Source organism: Enterobacter sp. AG326 (assembly GCF_004362415.1).
Taxonomy (GTDB): Bacteria; Pseudomonadota; Gammaproteobacteria; order Enterobacterales; family Enterobacteriaceae; genus Enterobacter; species Enterobacter asburiae.
Genome location: NZ_SNXG01000001.1, coordinates 341,916 through 356,459, shown reverse-complemented (window position 1 = coordinate 356,459; position 14,544 = coordinate 341,916). Strand labels below are relative to the sequence as shown.

The window sequence follows — 14,544 nt, the reverse complement described above, 5'->3', positions numbered from 1 at the left end:
TTTAATCCTGAACTAAGCTTGTACTTCGTTCCGCGTAAAATGTGGGTCATTCGAGGACAATGAATGGAATTCAGGACATTTCAAAAGCAGTGGGGTGCTGAGTTTATTTCCGATGACGTTGTACGTTTTCGCGTCTGGGCAGAAGGACAGAAAGAACTTACGCTACGTCTGGCCGCCGCCGACGTGCCGATGATGGCAGCTGGCGACGGCTGGTTTCAGGCAGACGTACCCGGCGTCACGCACGGTGCAGAATATCAATTTGTTCTGCAGGACGGCATGACGGTGCCCGATCCCGCCTCGCGCGCGCAAAAAGGCGACGTTAACGGCCCCTCCATCGTTATCGATCCCCAACGCTATCAGCCGGTCAACCGGGACTGGGCAGGGCGGCCGTGGGAAGACACGGTTATCTACGAGCTGCACATTGGCACGTTTACCCCGGAGGGCACCTTCCGGGCCGCCATCGACAAGCTGCCGTATCTGGCAGAACTCGGTATTACCCAGCTTGAAGTGATGCCCGTCTCTCAGTTTGGCGGTACCCGCGGCTGGGGGTATGACGGCGTGCTGCTCTACGCCCCGCACTCTGCCTACGGTACGCCGGAGGATTTCCACGCGTTTATCGACGTCGCGCACGGGCTGGGACTCTCCGTGGTGCTGGATATCGTGCTCAACCACTTCGGCCCCGAGGGGAACTATTTGCCCCTGCTGTCGCCTGCGTTTTTCGATGCACAGCGGATGACGCCGTGGGGCAACGGCATCGCTTACGAACGCGAGCCGGTGAGGCAGTACATCACCGATGCGCCGCTCTACTGGCTGACGGAGTATCGTCTGGACGGCCTGCGCTTTGATGCCATCGATCAGATTAAAGACGACTCAGAGACGCACATTCTGGAAGAGGTAGCAGAGAAGATCCGCGAGGCGATCCCGCACCGCCACGTTCACCTGACCACGGAAGACAGCCGCAACGTGATTTTTCTACACCCGCGCGATGAACAGGGCAACACGCCGCTGTTCACCGCCGAGTGGAATGATGACTTCCACAACGCTGCCCACGTGTTTGCCACCGGCGAGACCCACGCGTATTACCAGGATTTTGCCTTTGAGCCGGAGAAAAAGTTCGCCCGGGCGCTGGCGGAAGGCTTTGTCTACCAGGGCGAGGTGTCGCTGCAAACCGGCGAATCCCGCGGGGTGGAGTGCCAGACGCAGCCGCCGCAGTTCTTCGTCGATTTTATTCAGAACCACGATCAGACCGGGAATCGCGCCCAGGGCGAGCGGCTTATCACCCTGGCCGGTGCCGACAAGACGCGGGTGCTTCTTGCCGCGCTGCTGCTTTCTCCCCATATCCCGCTGCTGTTTATGGGCGAGGAGTTTGGTGAAACGCATCCGTTCCTGTTCTTCACCGATTTTCACGGCGATCTGGCAAAGGCGGTGCGGGAAGGGCGCGCAAAAGAGTTTACCGGCCATGCCGGGCACGATGAAACCGTCCCGGATCCGAATGACGTGAACACCTTTGTTCGCTCAAAACTCGACTGGAATAAGATTGCCACCGACGAAGGCAAAACGTGGCTGCGCTTCACGCGCCACCTGCTGACGCTGCGTCATCGCCATATCGTTCCGCTTCTGCATCATGGCGGCGCCGTTGAGGGCAAGGTAATCAAGACCGCGCCCGGCATGGTGGCGGTGGGCTGGCGCTTCACGTCGGGGACGCTCTCTCTGGCGCTGAATATCGGTAATAAGCCCGTCGCGCTGCCCGATCTCGCGGGTGAGACGCGCTTTGCCTGGCCGGAAGTCACTGACGTTTTACCGCCGAACGGTATTGTCGTTCGCTTTGCTGATGGAGAAGCATCGTTATGATCCCTTCCGCCACGTACCGTATTCAGTTCCGTAACGGCATGACCTTCGACCGCGTTGCGGCGCTGGTGCCTTACCTGAAAGATCTCGGCATCAGCCATCTCTATGCGTCGCCCGTGTTTACCGCCACAGCGGGTTCCACTCACGGCTATGACGTGACCAACCCGAATGAAATTGACCCCGCAATCGGCGGACGAGACGGTTTCAACCGCATGGCCGCGGCGCTTAAGCAGGCCGGCATGGGGCTGATTCTGGATATCGTCCCTAACCATATGTCCACCTCGCTGGAAAACGCCTGGTGGCGGGACGTGATTGAATACGGCCAGCAGAGCCGCTATTTCCGCTATTTCGATATCGACGGCTCGCGCCCGCTTACGCTGCCGTTCCTCGGCGACACCTTTGAGGCGGAGCTGGAGAAGGGGGCCATCACCCTAAAAAGTGACCCTGTCACTAAAAAGGCCGCACTGGTCTACTATGACGCCGAGTATCCGCTCAACCCGGGTACGTACAGCGAGGATAAGAGCATCGCTGCACTGCATGAAGCGCAAAGCTGGCGGCTGATGTCCTGGCGGGAGGCGCCGAAGCAGCTCTCATGGCGGCGCTTCTTTGAGATCACCGGGCTGGTCGGCGTTCGGGTTGAAGACGACGCGGTCTTCGACGATTCGCACCGGCTGATCCTTGAGCTGGTTCACGCGGGCGTGGTGGACGGCCTGCGCATTGACCACGTCGACGGCCTGGCCGATCCGCTGGGGTATCTGCAGCGCCTGCGGGAGAAAACCGGGCCCGAGTGCTACATCACGGTTGAAAAAATCCTCGCGAAGGGAGAACAGCTCCCCGCAGACTGGCCGGTATCCGGCACCACCGGCTACGAGTTTATCGCCTCGCTGGCGGAAGTGCTGGTCGACGACGATAACCTGACCCGCCTGGAGACCATCCACGACGAAACGCTGGGGATAACGGTCGATCGCCGCGCGGAACTGCGCGATGCCAAGGGCCTGATGACCGACCGCAATTTTGAGGGTGAATTCACCACGCTTCTTAACCTTGCTGACGATCTGGCCCGCCGCAATGAGGTTGCGCTGCCGCGCGAGGAGATCCGCCACGCGCTGCGCGAGCTGCTTATCGCCTTTCCGGTCTACCGCACCTACGGCACCCGGGAGGGATTAACCCCACCTGACGTGGCGCTGCTCAACCGCGTGGTCGCCAGCGTGGAGACGTCTGAAGCGGCGCTGAGCCTGCTTGTGCGCATTCTTACCGGCGACCTGCCGGAAGAGTGCCGCGATTCCGCCGCGCTTTTCAGAACCCGCTTCCAGCAGCTTACCGGGCCGCTGATGGCGAAGTCCGTTGAAGACACGCTGTTCTTCCGCCACAACCTGGAGCTGGCGCTCAATGAAGTGGGCGCCGACCCGACGCCGCGCGCGTTTTCATTATCCCGCTTCCACCAGGAGATGCGCATTCGTCTGGCCCGTCAGCCCGACGCGCTGCTGGGCACCTCCACTCACGATACCAAGCGCGGGGAAGACGCCCGGGCGCGACTCTACACCCTGACGGAAGCCCCTGAACGCTGGGGTGAGAACCTGGCCCGCTGGCGACAGATGAACCAGACCCAGGTGCGTTTTCTCAATGACGGCACCGCGCCGAACGCCGCCGATACCTGGATGATCTATCAGGCGCTGGCGGGCGTCTGGCCCGCCACGCAGTCTCCGGACGACGCCGAAGGGCTTAAAGAACTCGAAGCGCGTTTTATCGGCTTCCTCGAGAAAGCGCTGCGCGAGGCAAAACAGCGCACCGACTGGATCGACAGCAACGAGAGCTATGAGAGCGTGGTGTTGAGCTATGCGCGGCACCTGCTTTCGCCGGACAACGCGCTGTTCCTGCAGGATTTTAGCGAGGCGATGCAGCCCTTTATCCGGGCCGGGCTGATGAACAGCCTCAGCCAGACGGCGATCAAGCTGACGGCTCCCGGCGTGCCGGACATCTACCAGGGCAGCGAGGCGCTTAACTTTAGCCTTGTCGATCCGGATAACCGACGGGAGCCGGACTTCAACACGCTGGTGCATAACCTCAGCGCGGCGGATGCCAAGGTGTTTGACAACCCGGCCTGCTGGCGAGACGGGCGCGTTAAGCAGTTCGTCACCGCCACGCTGCTGCGGCTGCGTCCGCATTACGACGCACTTTTCCGCTACGGCGACTGGCTGCCGCTTAAGGTCTCCGGCGAGCGCGAGGAAAATCTGATTGTCTATGCGCGCGTTAAGGACGAGGAGGCGCTGATTGTCGCCGTGCCGCGTCTGGTTTTTGATGTCACCGATAATCATCAGCTGTGGGTCAATACCACGGTGGCGATACCCGAGGAGCTGGCGGGGAAACGCTATCGGGATCTGTTCAGCGGTGAGAGCCGCATTCTGCAAGAGACGCTGAATTTAACGTCAGAAAAGGGATGTGTACTGGTTCTGCTTACCTGCGAATAATCGTGGAGAACGAAAATGGCAAAGGATACTACGTTTGAAATTCGGGCCGGTCATGGCCAGCAGTTGGGTGCTAATTATGACGGGAAGGGCGTCAACTTCGCGCTGTTCTCCGCTCACGCCGAGCGGGTGGAGCTCTGTCTGTTTGACCCGTCCGGGAAAACCGAAATCGCCCGGCTGGAACTGCCGGAATATACCCATGAGGTCTGGCACGGCTATGTGCCGGACCTGAAGCCCGGCGCGCTGTACGGCTATCGCGTCTACGGCCCTTACGATCCGGAAAACGGTCACCGCTTTAACCCGCACAAGCTGCTTATCGACCCCTACGCCCGCGAACTGGTGGGCGATATTGACTGGAACGACGCCCATTTCGGCTATGAGCTGGGGCATGACGAATTAGATTTAAGCTTTGATACGCGCGACAGCGCGCCGTTCACCCCGAAATGCAAGGTCATCGACCCGAACGCCTTTGACTGGCAGGACAACAGCCGGCCCAATGTGCCCTGGCCGCATACCGTCGTCTATGAGAGCCACGTGAAAGGGTTTACCCAGATGAACCCGGCCATTCCGCCGGAGCTGCGCGGCACGTTTGAGGGGATGGGACACAAAGCCTCGGTCGACTACATTAAGAGTCTTGGCATCACCTCGGTGGAGCTGCTGCCGGTTCACTGGTTCCCGGACGATCGGCATCTGCTCGATCGCGGCCTGAAGAATTTCTGGGGCTATAACACGCTCGGCTTTTTTGCTCCGGCGTCGCGCTACTATGGCCCGGCGGGGATCCAGGGCTTTCGCGACATGGTCCGCGCGTATCATGATGCGGGCATCGAGGTGATTCTGGACGTGGTGTACAACCACACGGCGGAAGGGAACGAGCTTGGCCCCACGCTCTCGTTTAAGGGAATTGATAACTACAGCTATTACCGCACCCTGCCGGACCAGCACCGGTACTACATCAACGACACCGGGACGGGAAATACGGTCAACACCTCGCACCCGCGCGTGCTGCAGCTGGTGATGGACTCCCTGCGCTACTGGGCGGAGTCGATGCATATTGACGGTTTTCGTTTCGACCTGGGGACGATACTGGGGCGCGAGCCGGAAGGGTTTGACCCGCGCGGCGGTTTCTTCGACGCCATATCTCAGGATCCGGTGTTATCGAGACTGAAGCTGATTGGCGAACCCTGGGATATTGGCCCCGGCGGATATCAGGTCGGCGGTTTCCCGCCGGGCTGGGGGGAGTGGAACGACAAATACCGCGATACCGTCCGCGAGTACTGGAAGGGCGATAACGTCTCCACCGATTTTGCCGCGCGTCTGCTCGGCTCCGGGGATCTGTACGACCTGCGCGGGCGTCGCCCGTGGGCCAGCGTCAACTTCATCACCGCTCACGATGGCTTTACGCTGAATGACCTGGTGTCGTACAACGAGAAGCACAACGCCGACAACGGCGAGGACAATAACGACGGGCATAACGATAATCGCTCGTACAACTATGGCGAAGAAGGGCCGACGGAGAACCCGGATATTATTGCCACCCGCGAGCGGCAGAAGCGTAATTTCCTGACCACGCTGCTGTTTTCCCACGGCACGCCGATGCTGCTGGCCGGGGACGAGTTTGGCCGCACGCAGAAGGGCAACAACAACGGCTACTGTCAGGACAGCGAGATCTCGTGGATCGACTGGAACGGGATCACCGAAAACGACGATGCGTTGCGCGAGTTTACCCGACGGCTCATTGCGCTTCGCGCATCGCAGCCGTTATTGCGCCGTGAAAGCTGGCGCGACGGGCTGGAGATCCGCTGGTTCAATGCCGGAGGCGGCCCGCAGCAGGCCGAGCAGTGGGATGAAGGCTCAACGCTCGGCGTCTCCATCAGCAGGCCGGATCTCAGGCAGGAGGACGGCATCTGGCACGACGTGCTGATGCTGTTCAACCCGTTTGAAGGCACCGTGCCGTTCCAGATCCCGCAGTTTGGCGAAGGGGGATGGGTGCTGGAGCTGTCTACGGCAGATGGCGCTGCCGCCGGGACAGCGTTTACCGACACCGTAGAGTACGAACTGGCCGGACGCAGTATTACCCTCTTTAGACGTCCTTAGCTTCAGAGTGATGCCGCCGCGCGGGCGGCGGTGTCATACAGGGAGGAGATCGTGCGTAACAGCTGCGCGGTCTCGCCAATCGACTTCCCGGCAATGCCGCTCTCCGCGTGGATTGCGATCAGACACGCCTCTCGCACGTCCCGGTACTTCATGCACAACGCTTTCCCTTCCTCGGTAGTCGAGAAAAAGAGCTCTTTGCCCGCTTTCTCGCTCGTCACGTAGCCCGCTTTGACCAGCTTTTTCAGGGCGTAGGTCACAACGTGGGTATCTTCCACGTTAAGTACGAAACAGATATCGGCCAGCTTTTTCTTGCGGTCTCGGTGGTTCACATGATGCAGCAGCGAGACGTCAAATGCGCCCATATCCGGTTCGCCGGCTGCGGCCATGCAGCGCACCATCCATTTATTGAACGCGTTGCTGGTCATGATCAGCGCGTACTCAAGCTCTGACAGTTCCGCGCAGCGCTCGGACACCAGATGACGGGAAGAGACGATCCGGCCATCGTTGATATCGTCGCGATCGGGTGAAGCACTCTTTTTCGAGGTCATAACGTTCCTTAGCCAGAAATGTAAACTCATCGATAAAATAAGAACATTTTATTGATAATTTGTTTACATGTTTTTGAGGTTCAGATATAGCTTTTTAGCGCAGGTTTTCCGAAACCTGACGAAAAACACAACATCGCTCGCCGCAAATTAAAAAAATAGCCGTCGGCGCGCAACGCTCACTTTGGATAGGGTAAACGTTATGGACGGTACTACGCTGTTGCCGCTGATCGGGATACCGATCGTGGTTATTGGTTTTGCACTGCGCTTCAACCCGCTGCTGGTGGTCGTGGTGGCGGGGCTGGCGACGGGTCTGCTGGTCGGTATGGATTTCGGGATGCTGCTGGAGACCTTTGGCGAAAAGTTCGTGAATAGCCGATCGCTGGCGACCTTCATTCTGATCCTGCCCGTGATTGGTCTGCTGGAATATTACGGGCTCAAGGAGCGCGCCCAGGCCTGGGTGGCGAAAATCGCCAGCGCCACCTCGGCGCGAATTCTGATGCTCTATTTTGTCGCCCGTGAAGGCACCGCCGCGCTGGGGCTGATGTCGCTGGGCGGTCATGCTCAGACGGTTCGTCCGCTGCTGGCGCCGATGGCCGAAGGGGCGGCGCTGAACGAATACGGCGAGCTGCCGCAGCACATCCGCGACAAAATCAAAGCCCATGCCGCCGCGTGCGACAACATCGCGGTCTTCTTTGGGGAAGATATCTTTATTGCCTTCGGCGCGGTGCTGCTGATCGACGCGTTCCTGAAAGAGAACGGTATTTCGGGCATCGAACCGCTGCATATTGGCCTGTGGGCCATTCCTACCGCCATTGCGGCATTAGTTATTCATATGACGCGCCTGCTGCGCCTGGATGCCAGCATCCGTCGCGACGTCATGGCCTGGCGTGCAGAGCAGGGTACGCAGGGGGCCGCGCAATGATGACGCTTATCACCATTAACCGCGTGTACTACCTGATCGGCTTCGTCGTGATGCTGCTGGTTGTGATGACCCTGCGCGATCGCGCCAATCCGAAGCGCTTTACCACGGCGCTGTTCTGGTTTTTATTCGGCGGGATCTTCCTGTTCGGTGACCTGATGGTGCAGGAGCTGGGGAAATCGCTGGCGTACCGAATAATCGGCGGGGGCGTTATCGCTATCGCGCTGCTGGCGGGCTTTGGCCTGGTCGGGAAAGGGCACTATAAAATGTCCACCGAAGACGAACGTCTCGCGTCGTCAAACCGCCTTAAAAACTGGCTGTTCCTGCCGGCGCTGATGATCCCGGTGGTGACGGTTATCGGGACACTGTTCCTGAAAGGGGTTTCGGTTGGCGGCGTGTTCCTGCTCGATCAGAAACAGCTCACCCTGGCGGCGCTGTGCGTGGCCTGCGTCGCGGCGATCCTCACCGGCTGGTGGCTGACCAAGGGCACGCCGCTGCACGCCATTCGTCAGTCTCGTCGTCTTGTCGATACCATCGGCTGGGCGGTGATCCTGCCGCAGATGCTGGCCATGCTCGGCGGCGTGTTTGTGGCGGCCAATACCGGTGATTCGGTGCAGAAGGTGGTGAGCCTGTTCGTTAACCCGGATAACCGCTTTATGCTGGTGGTGATTTACTGCGTGGGGATGGCGCTGTTTACCATGATCATGGGGAATGCGTTTGCGGCCTTCCCGGTGCTGAGCGCGGGGATCGCCTTGCCGTTTCTTATTAACGTGCATCACGGCAACCCGGCGCCGCTGCTGGCGATTGGCATGTACGCGGGCTACTGCGGCACGCTGATGACGCCGATGGCCGCGAACTTCAATATCGTTCCCGCCGCGCTGCTGGAGCTGAAAGATAAGTATCAGGTGATCAAGATCCAGATCCCGACCGCGTTAACCCTGCTGGTGGTGAACGTGTTCCTCATGTATTTCCTCGTGTTTCGCTAAGGAGCTGTTATGGAATTAACGCAACATCAGGCTGACGCGTTTGCCCGCATGCCTTTGACCTATTTGCGTCAGGAATACCCGAACCACATCATGCATCTGCTGAATGATGATGGCGACGTGCTGCCGCCTCGCGAACTGCACCCGATTTTCTACGGCTGTTTTGACTGGCATTCGGCGGTGCACGGCTACTGGCTGCTGCTGCGCTGCGTGCGACTCTATCCGGAACTGCCGAGCCGGGACGCGATCGTCGCGCTTTTCGACGAGCACCTGACGGAAGATAACGTGGCGAAGGAGCTGGCCTATTTCACCGCGCCGTTCCGCGCCTCGTTTGAGCGCCCGTATGGCTACGGCTGGCTGCTGGCGCTGGCCCAGGAGCTAAAACAGTCTTCGCTGCCGCAGGCCGCAGGCTGGTACCGGACGCTTGAGCCGTTAACTCGGGATATTCGTAACCGGCTGGTGGATTACCTCAGCAAGCTCACCTATCCGATCCGCGTCGGGACGCACTACAACACGGCGTTTGCCCTCGCGCTGGCGCTCGATTACGCGCGAGCCGTAGAAGATAGCGCGCTTGAGCAGGCGATTGTGACGGCGGCGGAGCGGTTTTATCTCGCCGACACGCGCTATCCGGCCCACTACGAGCCCGGCGGGGATGAGTACATTTCCGGCGCGCTGACGGAAGCGCTGCTGATGAGCAAGATGTTGAAAGACTTCCCGGCCTGGTTTGACGCGTTTCTGCCGGATGTCGGCTCCGCTGCGGCGCTGATGAACCCGGCGGAAGTGAGCGACCGTACCGACCCGAAAATTGCCCATCTCGACGGGTTAAACCTCAGCCGCGCCTGGTGCATGAAGCATATTGCTAAAGCGCTTCCCGCTAACCATCCGGCGCAGCAGCCGCTGCGCGAGGCGGTGGCGAAACACCTGTCGGCAAGCGTTGAGCATGTGGTCGGCAGCCACTACAGCGGCGGGCACTGGCTGGCGAGCTTTGCGCTGCTGGCGCTGGAGTAAACAAACGCGCTGCGCCGCAAGGCGCAGCCGGTTTACGCTGATGCCCGCACCGCAGGGCGCAGCCTGCTCAGGCTAAACAACACCGATCCCGTCGAAGCTATTACGGCTATCCACAGTGCAACCTGTATGGCACGTTGATGGTCCCATCCCGTCGTCGCGGCCAGCAGCACCCCCACCGCGGCGGCACCGAGACACTGGCCGAATGTCCTCACAATCGACAACACGCCGGAGGCGTAGCTGGCATATTCCCGCGCCACGTTAGAGAGCATCTCCCGGTTATTGGGGCTCTGAAAGCAGCCAAACCCAATCCCGCACACCAGACTGCGCAGGCAGATATTCCATGCGGAAGGATTGTCCGGCAACGTCGCCAGCAGGACCAGTCCACCGACAAAAATCATCAGCCCGACTGTCGAGATCAGCGGCGCGGAAATCGTATCTGCCCAGCGCCCCGCGTGCGGCGCGATCAGCACGATGCCAATCGGCCACGGGGTGAACAGCAGCGCGGAGACCACCGGGCTATAGCCGTACACGCTCTGAAACAGGAACGGCAGCGCGACAAAGGTGATGCCCTGACTGACAAACGAGGCCAGCGAGGTCAGGGCTGCGAGGGTGAAGCGACCGTTATTGAACATGACGGGCGGCAGTATGGGACTTTGCGCGCGCTGAATCCGCCAGATAAAGGCGAGGGCGCTGGTCAGCGTAAGAATCCCCCAGCTGAGGGTCTCCTGGCTAATGTGTTGCGTCACGCGCTGAAAGCTGTCGGCCAGCATAATCGCCGAACCTAACAGCGCGGCGGAGAGCACGGCGCCCGGCGCGTCAAAGGGCGAGCGGTCAACGGCCGTTTCCCGCGGCAAGGCCCGCCACGCCAGCAGCAGGGCAACGCTGCCCGGAACAATGTTAATGGCGAACAGCCACTGCCAGCTCAGCGCGTCCAGTATGGTTCCACCCAGCACAGGGGCAATCGCCGTGCTGGAGGCGATAAGCAGGGCGTGCAGCCCCAGAATGCGGCCAAGCAGTCGACCCGGAAAAACGGATCGCAGGATCGCCGGGGCGATACTCAGGGTGGCCGCGCCGCCGATGCCTTGTAAAATACGCATGCCGATCAGCATTTCTGGCGTGGGCGCCAGCGCGCAGCCGATCGAGGTGAGCGTAAAGGTGGCAAGCCCGGCAAGAAACACCGGGCGATAGCCCACGCGCGCCGCCAGCGCCGCGAAGAGGGCTAACGTCATTGCCGCTGACAGCAGGTAACCGTTGGCGAACCAGACCGCCACGTTCGCGGGGACCTGCATCGATTTTGCCATGGAGGGCAGCGCGATGTTGATCATGGTGCCGTCAAAAACGCCCATCAGCGTGGTGGTCATGACGGCGGCCATGACCCGGGCGCGTTCATGGCCGGATAAGCCTTCATCGCCGGGCTGGTTTGAAAATAGCGTCATCGTCGTTACTCCGCATAAGAATAGTGATGACGAAACTATAATCATGCGGTATACAGGGCGGAAGACGCATCAGCTGCACTTAATCGTTGCATATAACGCCTTATCTAAGGAGTCATCGTGTCCGATCCTGACTTTAACCTTCTGGTTGCGCTCGACGTTCTGCTGGCCGAAGCCAGCGTGGCGGGTGCGGCGCGGCGTTTGAATCTCAGCACCTCCGCCATGAGCCGCACCCTGAGCAGGCTGCGGGAGGTGACCGGCGATCCTATTCTGGTGCGGGCCGGGCGTCATATGGTGCTGACGCCCTGGGCCGAAGCCACGCGGGACCGCGCCAGAAGCGCCGTGCATGAGGCGAGGGCTGTGCTACAGCCCTCCACCGACGCGCTGAAGGTTGAAAGTCTCGAGCGGCTGTTCACCATCAGAGCCAACGACGGTTTTGTGGTGGCGCTTGGGCCGCTGCTTATTGCGGCGGTGGCGAGCGTTGCGCCCGAGGTATGCATCCGCTTCTCGCCAAAACCTGAAAAAACCTCGCGCTATTTGCGCGAGGGGCTGGTCGACCTGGAGATCGGCGTGCAGAGCAATATGGGGCCTGAAATACGGCTGCAACGGCTCTTTCAGGATCGGTTTGTTGGCGCGGTGCGTAAGGGACATCCGCTGTCATTACGGCCCGAGGTAAGCCTTGACGATTATGTCGCGTGGGGCCACGTGGTGGCTTCACCGGAGGGATCGTTACACGGGTTTGTCGATGACGCGCTGGCGGAACGGGGGATGAAGCGCAAGGTCGCCAGCGTGGTGCCCGGATTTCCGACTGCGCTATCCGTGGCGCTGGCGTCCGATCTGATTGCCATGGTGCCGGCGCTGTACCTGCTCAATCAGCCGATGAACGAGCGCGTACACGTCTTTGAGCTGCCGTTTAAAACCCGGACCATTACGGTGTCGCAGATGTGGCATCCGCGCATGGAGCGGGACCCGGGGCATCGATGGCTCAGGGAAAAGGTGCTGGAAGTGTGTCGGGCCGTGCGCTGACGCTCAGACCGCTTTTCCCGGCACGGAGAGGATGAAGCGCGTCGATACCGCATCCGATTCTACCCGGACTTTCCCGTGGTGCGCGGTGACGATGGACTTCACGATGGCAAGCCCGATCCCGCTGCCTTCGCCTTTGCGCTGTCTGGACGGATCGACGCGATAGAAACGGTCAAACAGCTTTGCCAGATGTTCCTGAGGGATCGGCGTACCGGGATTTTCTATCATCAGTTCAACGTCGTTAGCCTGATTTCTGATGGAAACCGTCACTGCTTTCCCTGCTGGCGTATAGCGCAGGGCATTGGAGAGCAGATTATTCACTGCTCTTCTGAACATCTGCGGATCGCCTTCTATCAGGCAGGGCATCCCGCTAAATTTCAGCGTAACGTTGCGTTCTTCCGCCCAGGCTTCGAAGAATTCGAAGACTTTCATGACCTCAGCACTTAAATCAAACATCACCCGGTCAGGGATCAGCTGGTTATTATCCGCCTGCGCCAGGAAAAGCATGTCGCTGACCATCCGGGTCATCCGGTTGTACTCTTCCAGGCTGGAGTACAGAACATCTTCCAGCTCTTTCTGCGAGCGGTTCTGGCTCAGCGCGATTTCCGTTTGCGTCACCAGGTTGGTGATGGGGGTTCTGATTTCATGCGCGATATCGGCGGAAAAATTCGCCTGGCGGGTAAAGACATCTTCAATCTTTTCGATCATATGGTTGAAGGAGATGACCAGCTGTTCCAGCTCAACAGGCACGCGGGACGGCTCCAGCCGCGCGTCCAGGTTTTCTGAGGTGATATTTTTGATGGCGTTGCTGACGTTACGCAGGGGCAAATGTCCCTGACGAACTGCGATACGAATGACAAGGATAATCAGCAGGCTGATCGCCGCGGCAATCATCAGGAGATTCTTTTTAAGCGCCTCAAGGTAGTGCAGATGAAAATTAATCGAGAGCCCGATCAGCATCACGTAGCCCTGCGTTTTGCCCTGCAGCGTCGCCGTGCCTGAAGAGGCGATAATCCGGTACGTTTCCATGTTCATGTCGGACCCGACGTGCATGTTTTCGGCAGGGTCTTCAACCGTCCAGAGAAACACATCCTGTGCGCGGCGGTGTTCGCTAAAATCCGCCGTGTTCATCGCAGGGCGCAGTGCCGCCCCTTGCGCCGAGCTGAACAGGGTATTTCCCTGCGGATCCAGGAGCAGGACGGCCACGTTGCGGTAGCTGGCCATCGACTCTTTGATCTTGCTAATTTTCTTTTGGTCAGGATCGACCGGAGACTGAAGTATGCGGTGCATCGCGGTGCTGATTTGCTGCAGGTCGCTGATATCCTGCTCGGCGAAGTGCTTTTCAACGGAATGCAGCATAAACCAGGTAAAGGCGAAAAAGGCCAGTATCGTGGAGAGGCTGATAAAAAAGGTCAGCCGCAGGGCAAGCGAAAAAGGGCGCCTGGCAAGCTTAACGCGCATCCGGTACCTCCAGCATATAGCCCACGCCGCGCACCGTCTGGATCAGCTTCGGTTCATAATCGTTATCGATTTTCGCGCGAAGCCGTTTTACCGCCACATCAATCGCGTTTGTGTCGCTGTCAAAATTCATGTCCCACACCTGGGAGGCAATCAGGGAGCGGGGAAGCACCTCTCCCTGATGACGCATGAAAAACTCCAGCAGGCTGAACTCTTTGCTGGTTAACAGGATGCGACTTCCGGCTCGGCTTACCTTTCTCGACACGAGGTCAACCGTCAGGTCTGCCACCTGAAGCTGGCTTTCCGCAATCACCGTATTTCCGCGTCTCAGCAGCGTCCTCACCCGGGCGAGCAGCTCGGCAAAGGCGAAAGGCTTAATCAGATAATCATCCGCGCCCAGCTCGAGCCCTTTAACCCGGTGTTCAATCGTGCCGAGAGCCGTGAGTAACAGGATGGGCATCCCTTTGCCGCCTGAGCGGAGCATGCGGACAATGTCCCAGCCGTTCACATCGGGCAGCATGATATCCAGAATCAGCAGATCGTATTCAGCGGTCATGGCGAGATGGTAGCCGTTCAGGCCGTTATCCGCGTGGTCCACCACAAACCCCGCTTCAGTCAGTCCCTTACTCAGGTACTCACCGGTTTTCATTTCGTCTTCGACGATCAGTATTTTCATCGTGCTCCCCTGACTAGCTGCTGATGACATTCTAGTGAGCCTGCGACCGTTAACAATGACTTACGCTAAAAATGACAACATTGTCATTA

Annotated in this window: 11 protein-coding genes; 7 read left to right on the top strand and 4 right to left on the bottom strand. The window is 59.4% G+C overall.

Annotated elements, in window-relative coordinates; genetic code table 11:
• Positions 1 to 63 precede the first annotated feature (63 nt).
• The 3 genes from treZ to glgX are packed head-to-tail and all read left to right on the top strand — an operon-like array spanning position 64 to position 6,407.
• Positions 64 to 1,851, top strand: a complete 1,788-nt coding sequence (gene treZ / locus DFO52_RS01675; RefSeq protein WP_133549014.1) for a malto-oligosyltrehalose trehalohydrolase — start codon at positions 64 to 66, stop codon at positions 1,849 to 1,851.
• Positions 1,848 to 4,316 carry a malto-oligosyltrehalose synthase gene (gene treY, locus DFO52_RS01670; RefSeq protein ID WP_133549012.1) on the top strand — a complete coding sequence of 823 codons (2,469 nt, stop codon included), beginning with the start codon at positions 1,848 to 1,850 and terminating at the stop codon, positions 4,314 to 4,316. The genes treZ and treY overlap by 4 nt, the downstream gene beginning before the upstream one ends.
• 15 nt (positions 4,317 to 4,331) lie before the next feature.
• Positions 4,332 to 6,407 (top strand): glycogen debranching protein GlgX, encoded by a 2,076-nt coding sequence (glgX, locus tag DFO52_RS01665; protein WP_133549010.1) that lies wholly within the window; start codon positions 4,332 to 4,334, stop codon positions 6,405 to 6,407.
• Positions 6,408 to 6,409: 2 nt separating this feature from the next.
• Here glgX and DFO52_RS01660 read toward each other — a convergent pair whose 3' ends face one another.
• Positions 6,410 to 6,955, bottom strand: a complete 546-nt coding sequence (locus DFO52_RS01660; RefSeq protein ID WP_023335754.1) for a winged helix DNA-binding protein — start codon at positions 6,953 to 6,955, stop codon at positions 6,410 to 6,412.
• 199 nt (positions 6,956 to 7,154) lie between these two features.
• On the opposite strand from DFO52_RS01660, the gene DFO52_RS01655 reads away from it, so the two are divergent.
• Genes DFO52_RS01655 through DFO52_RS01645 form a run of 3 tightly spaced genes read left to right on the top strand, consistent with a single transcriptional unit; the run spans position 7,155 to position 9,865 of the window.
• The gene (locus tag DFO52_RS01655; RefSeq protein WP_047647698.1) at positions 7,155 to 7,877 is read left to right on the top strand and encodes a DUF969 domain-containing protein; all 723 of its coding nucleotides are present in this window, start codon (positions 7,155 to 7,157) and stop codon (positions 7,875 to 7,877) included.
• Positions 7,874 to 8,860: a DUF979 domain-containing protein gene (locus DFO52_RS01650; protein ID WP_033145579.1), complete on the top strand. Its 987-nt coding sequence runs from the start codon at positions 7,874 to 7,876 to the stop codon at positions 8,858 to 8,860. The genes DFO52_RS01655 and DFO52_RS01650 overlap by 4 nt, the downstream gene beginning before the upstream one ends.
• Before the next feature lie 9 nt (positions 8,861 to 8,869).
• Entirely contained in the window at positions 8,870 to 9,865 is a 996-nt protein-coding gene (locus DFO52_RS01645; RefSeq protein ID WP_133549008.1) for a DUF2891 domain-containing protein, read from the top strand.
• A gap of 32 nt (positions 9,866 to 9,897) precedes the next feature.
• Here DFO52_RS01645 and DFO52_RS01640 read toward each other — a convergent pair whose 3' ends face one another.
• The gene (locus DFO52_RS01640) at positions 9,898 to 11,301 is read right to left on the bottom strand and encodes an MFS transporter (protein WP_133549006.1); all 1,404 of its coding nucleotides are present in this window, start codon (positions 11,299 to 11,301) and stop codon (positions 9,898 to 9,900) included.
• Between the two features lie 117 nt (positions 11,302 to 11,418).
• Here DFO52_RS01640 and DFO52_RS01635 point away from each other — a divergent pair, with 117 nt between their 5' ends.
• Entirely contained in the window at positions 11,419 to 12,324 is a 906-nt protein-coding gene (locus tag DFO52_RS01635) for a LysR family transcriptional regulator (RefSeq protein WP_133549004.1), read from the top strand.
• 3 nt (positions 12,325 to 12,327) lie between these two features.
• Here DFO52_RS01635 and DFO52_RS01630 read toward each other — a convergent pair whose 3' ends face one another.
• Entirely contained in the window at positions 12,328 to 13,782 is a 1,455-nt protein-coding gene (locus DFO52_RS01630; RefSeq protein WP_133549002.1) for a Cu(+)/Ag(+) sensor histidine kinase, read from the bottom strand.
• Entirely contained in the window at positions 13,772 to 14,455 is a 684-nt protein-coding gene (locus DFO52_RS01625) for a copper/silver response regulator transcription factor (protein ID WP_133549000.1), read from the bottom strand. Before DFO52_RS01625 ends, DFO52_RS01630 begins: the two co-directional genes overlap by 11 nt.
• Between the last annotated feature and the right edge of the window lie 89 nt (positions 14,456 to 14,544).

Excerpts from the sequence above, each read along its gene's own strand:
- treZ (WP_133549014.1), top strand. The coding sequence starts at position 64 with ATGGAATTCAGGACATTTCAAAAGCAGTGGGGTGCTGAGTTTATTTCC.
- treY (WP_133549012.1), top strand. The coding sequence starts at position 1,848 with ATGATCCCTTCCGCCACGTACCGTATTCAGTTCCGTAACGGCATGACC.
- glgX (WP_133549010.1), top strand. The coding sequence starts at position 4,332 with ATGGCAAAGGATACTACGTTTGAAATTCGGGCCGGTCATGGCCAGCAG.
- DFO52_RS01660 (WP_023335754.1), bottom strand. The coding sequence starts at position 6,955 with ATGACCTCGAAAAAGAGTGCTTCACCCGATCGCGACGATATCAACGAT.
- DFO52_RS01655 (WP_047647698.1), top strand. The coding sequence starts at position 7,155 with ATGGACGGTACTACGCTGTTGCCGCTGATCGGGATACCGATCGTGGTT.
- DFO52_RS01650 (WP_033145579.1), top strand. The coding sequence starts at position 7,874 with ATGATGACGCTTATCACCATTAACCGCGTGTACTACCTGATCGGCTTC.
- DFO52_RS01645 (WP_133549008.1), top strand. The coding sequence starts at position 8,870 with ATGGAATTAACGCAACATCAGGCTGACGCGTTTGCCCGCATGCCTTTG.
- DFO52_RS01640 (WP_133549006.1), bottom strand. The coding sequence starts at position 11,301 with ATGACGCTATTTTCAAACCAGCCCGGCGATGAAGGCTTATCCGGCCAT.
- DFO52_RS01630 (WP_133549002.1), bottom strand. The coding sequence starts at position 13,782 with ATGCGCGTTAAGCTTGCCAGGCGCCCTTTTTCGCTTGCCCTGCGGCTG.
- DFO52_RS01625 (WP_133549000.1), bottom strand. The coding sequence starts at position 14,455 with ATGAAAATACTGATCGTCGAAGACGAAATGAAAACCGGTGAGTACCTG.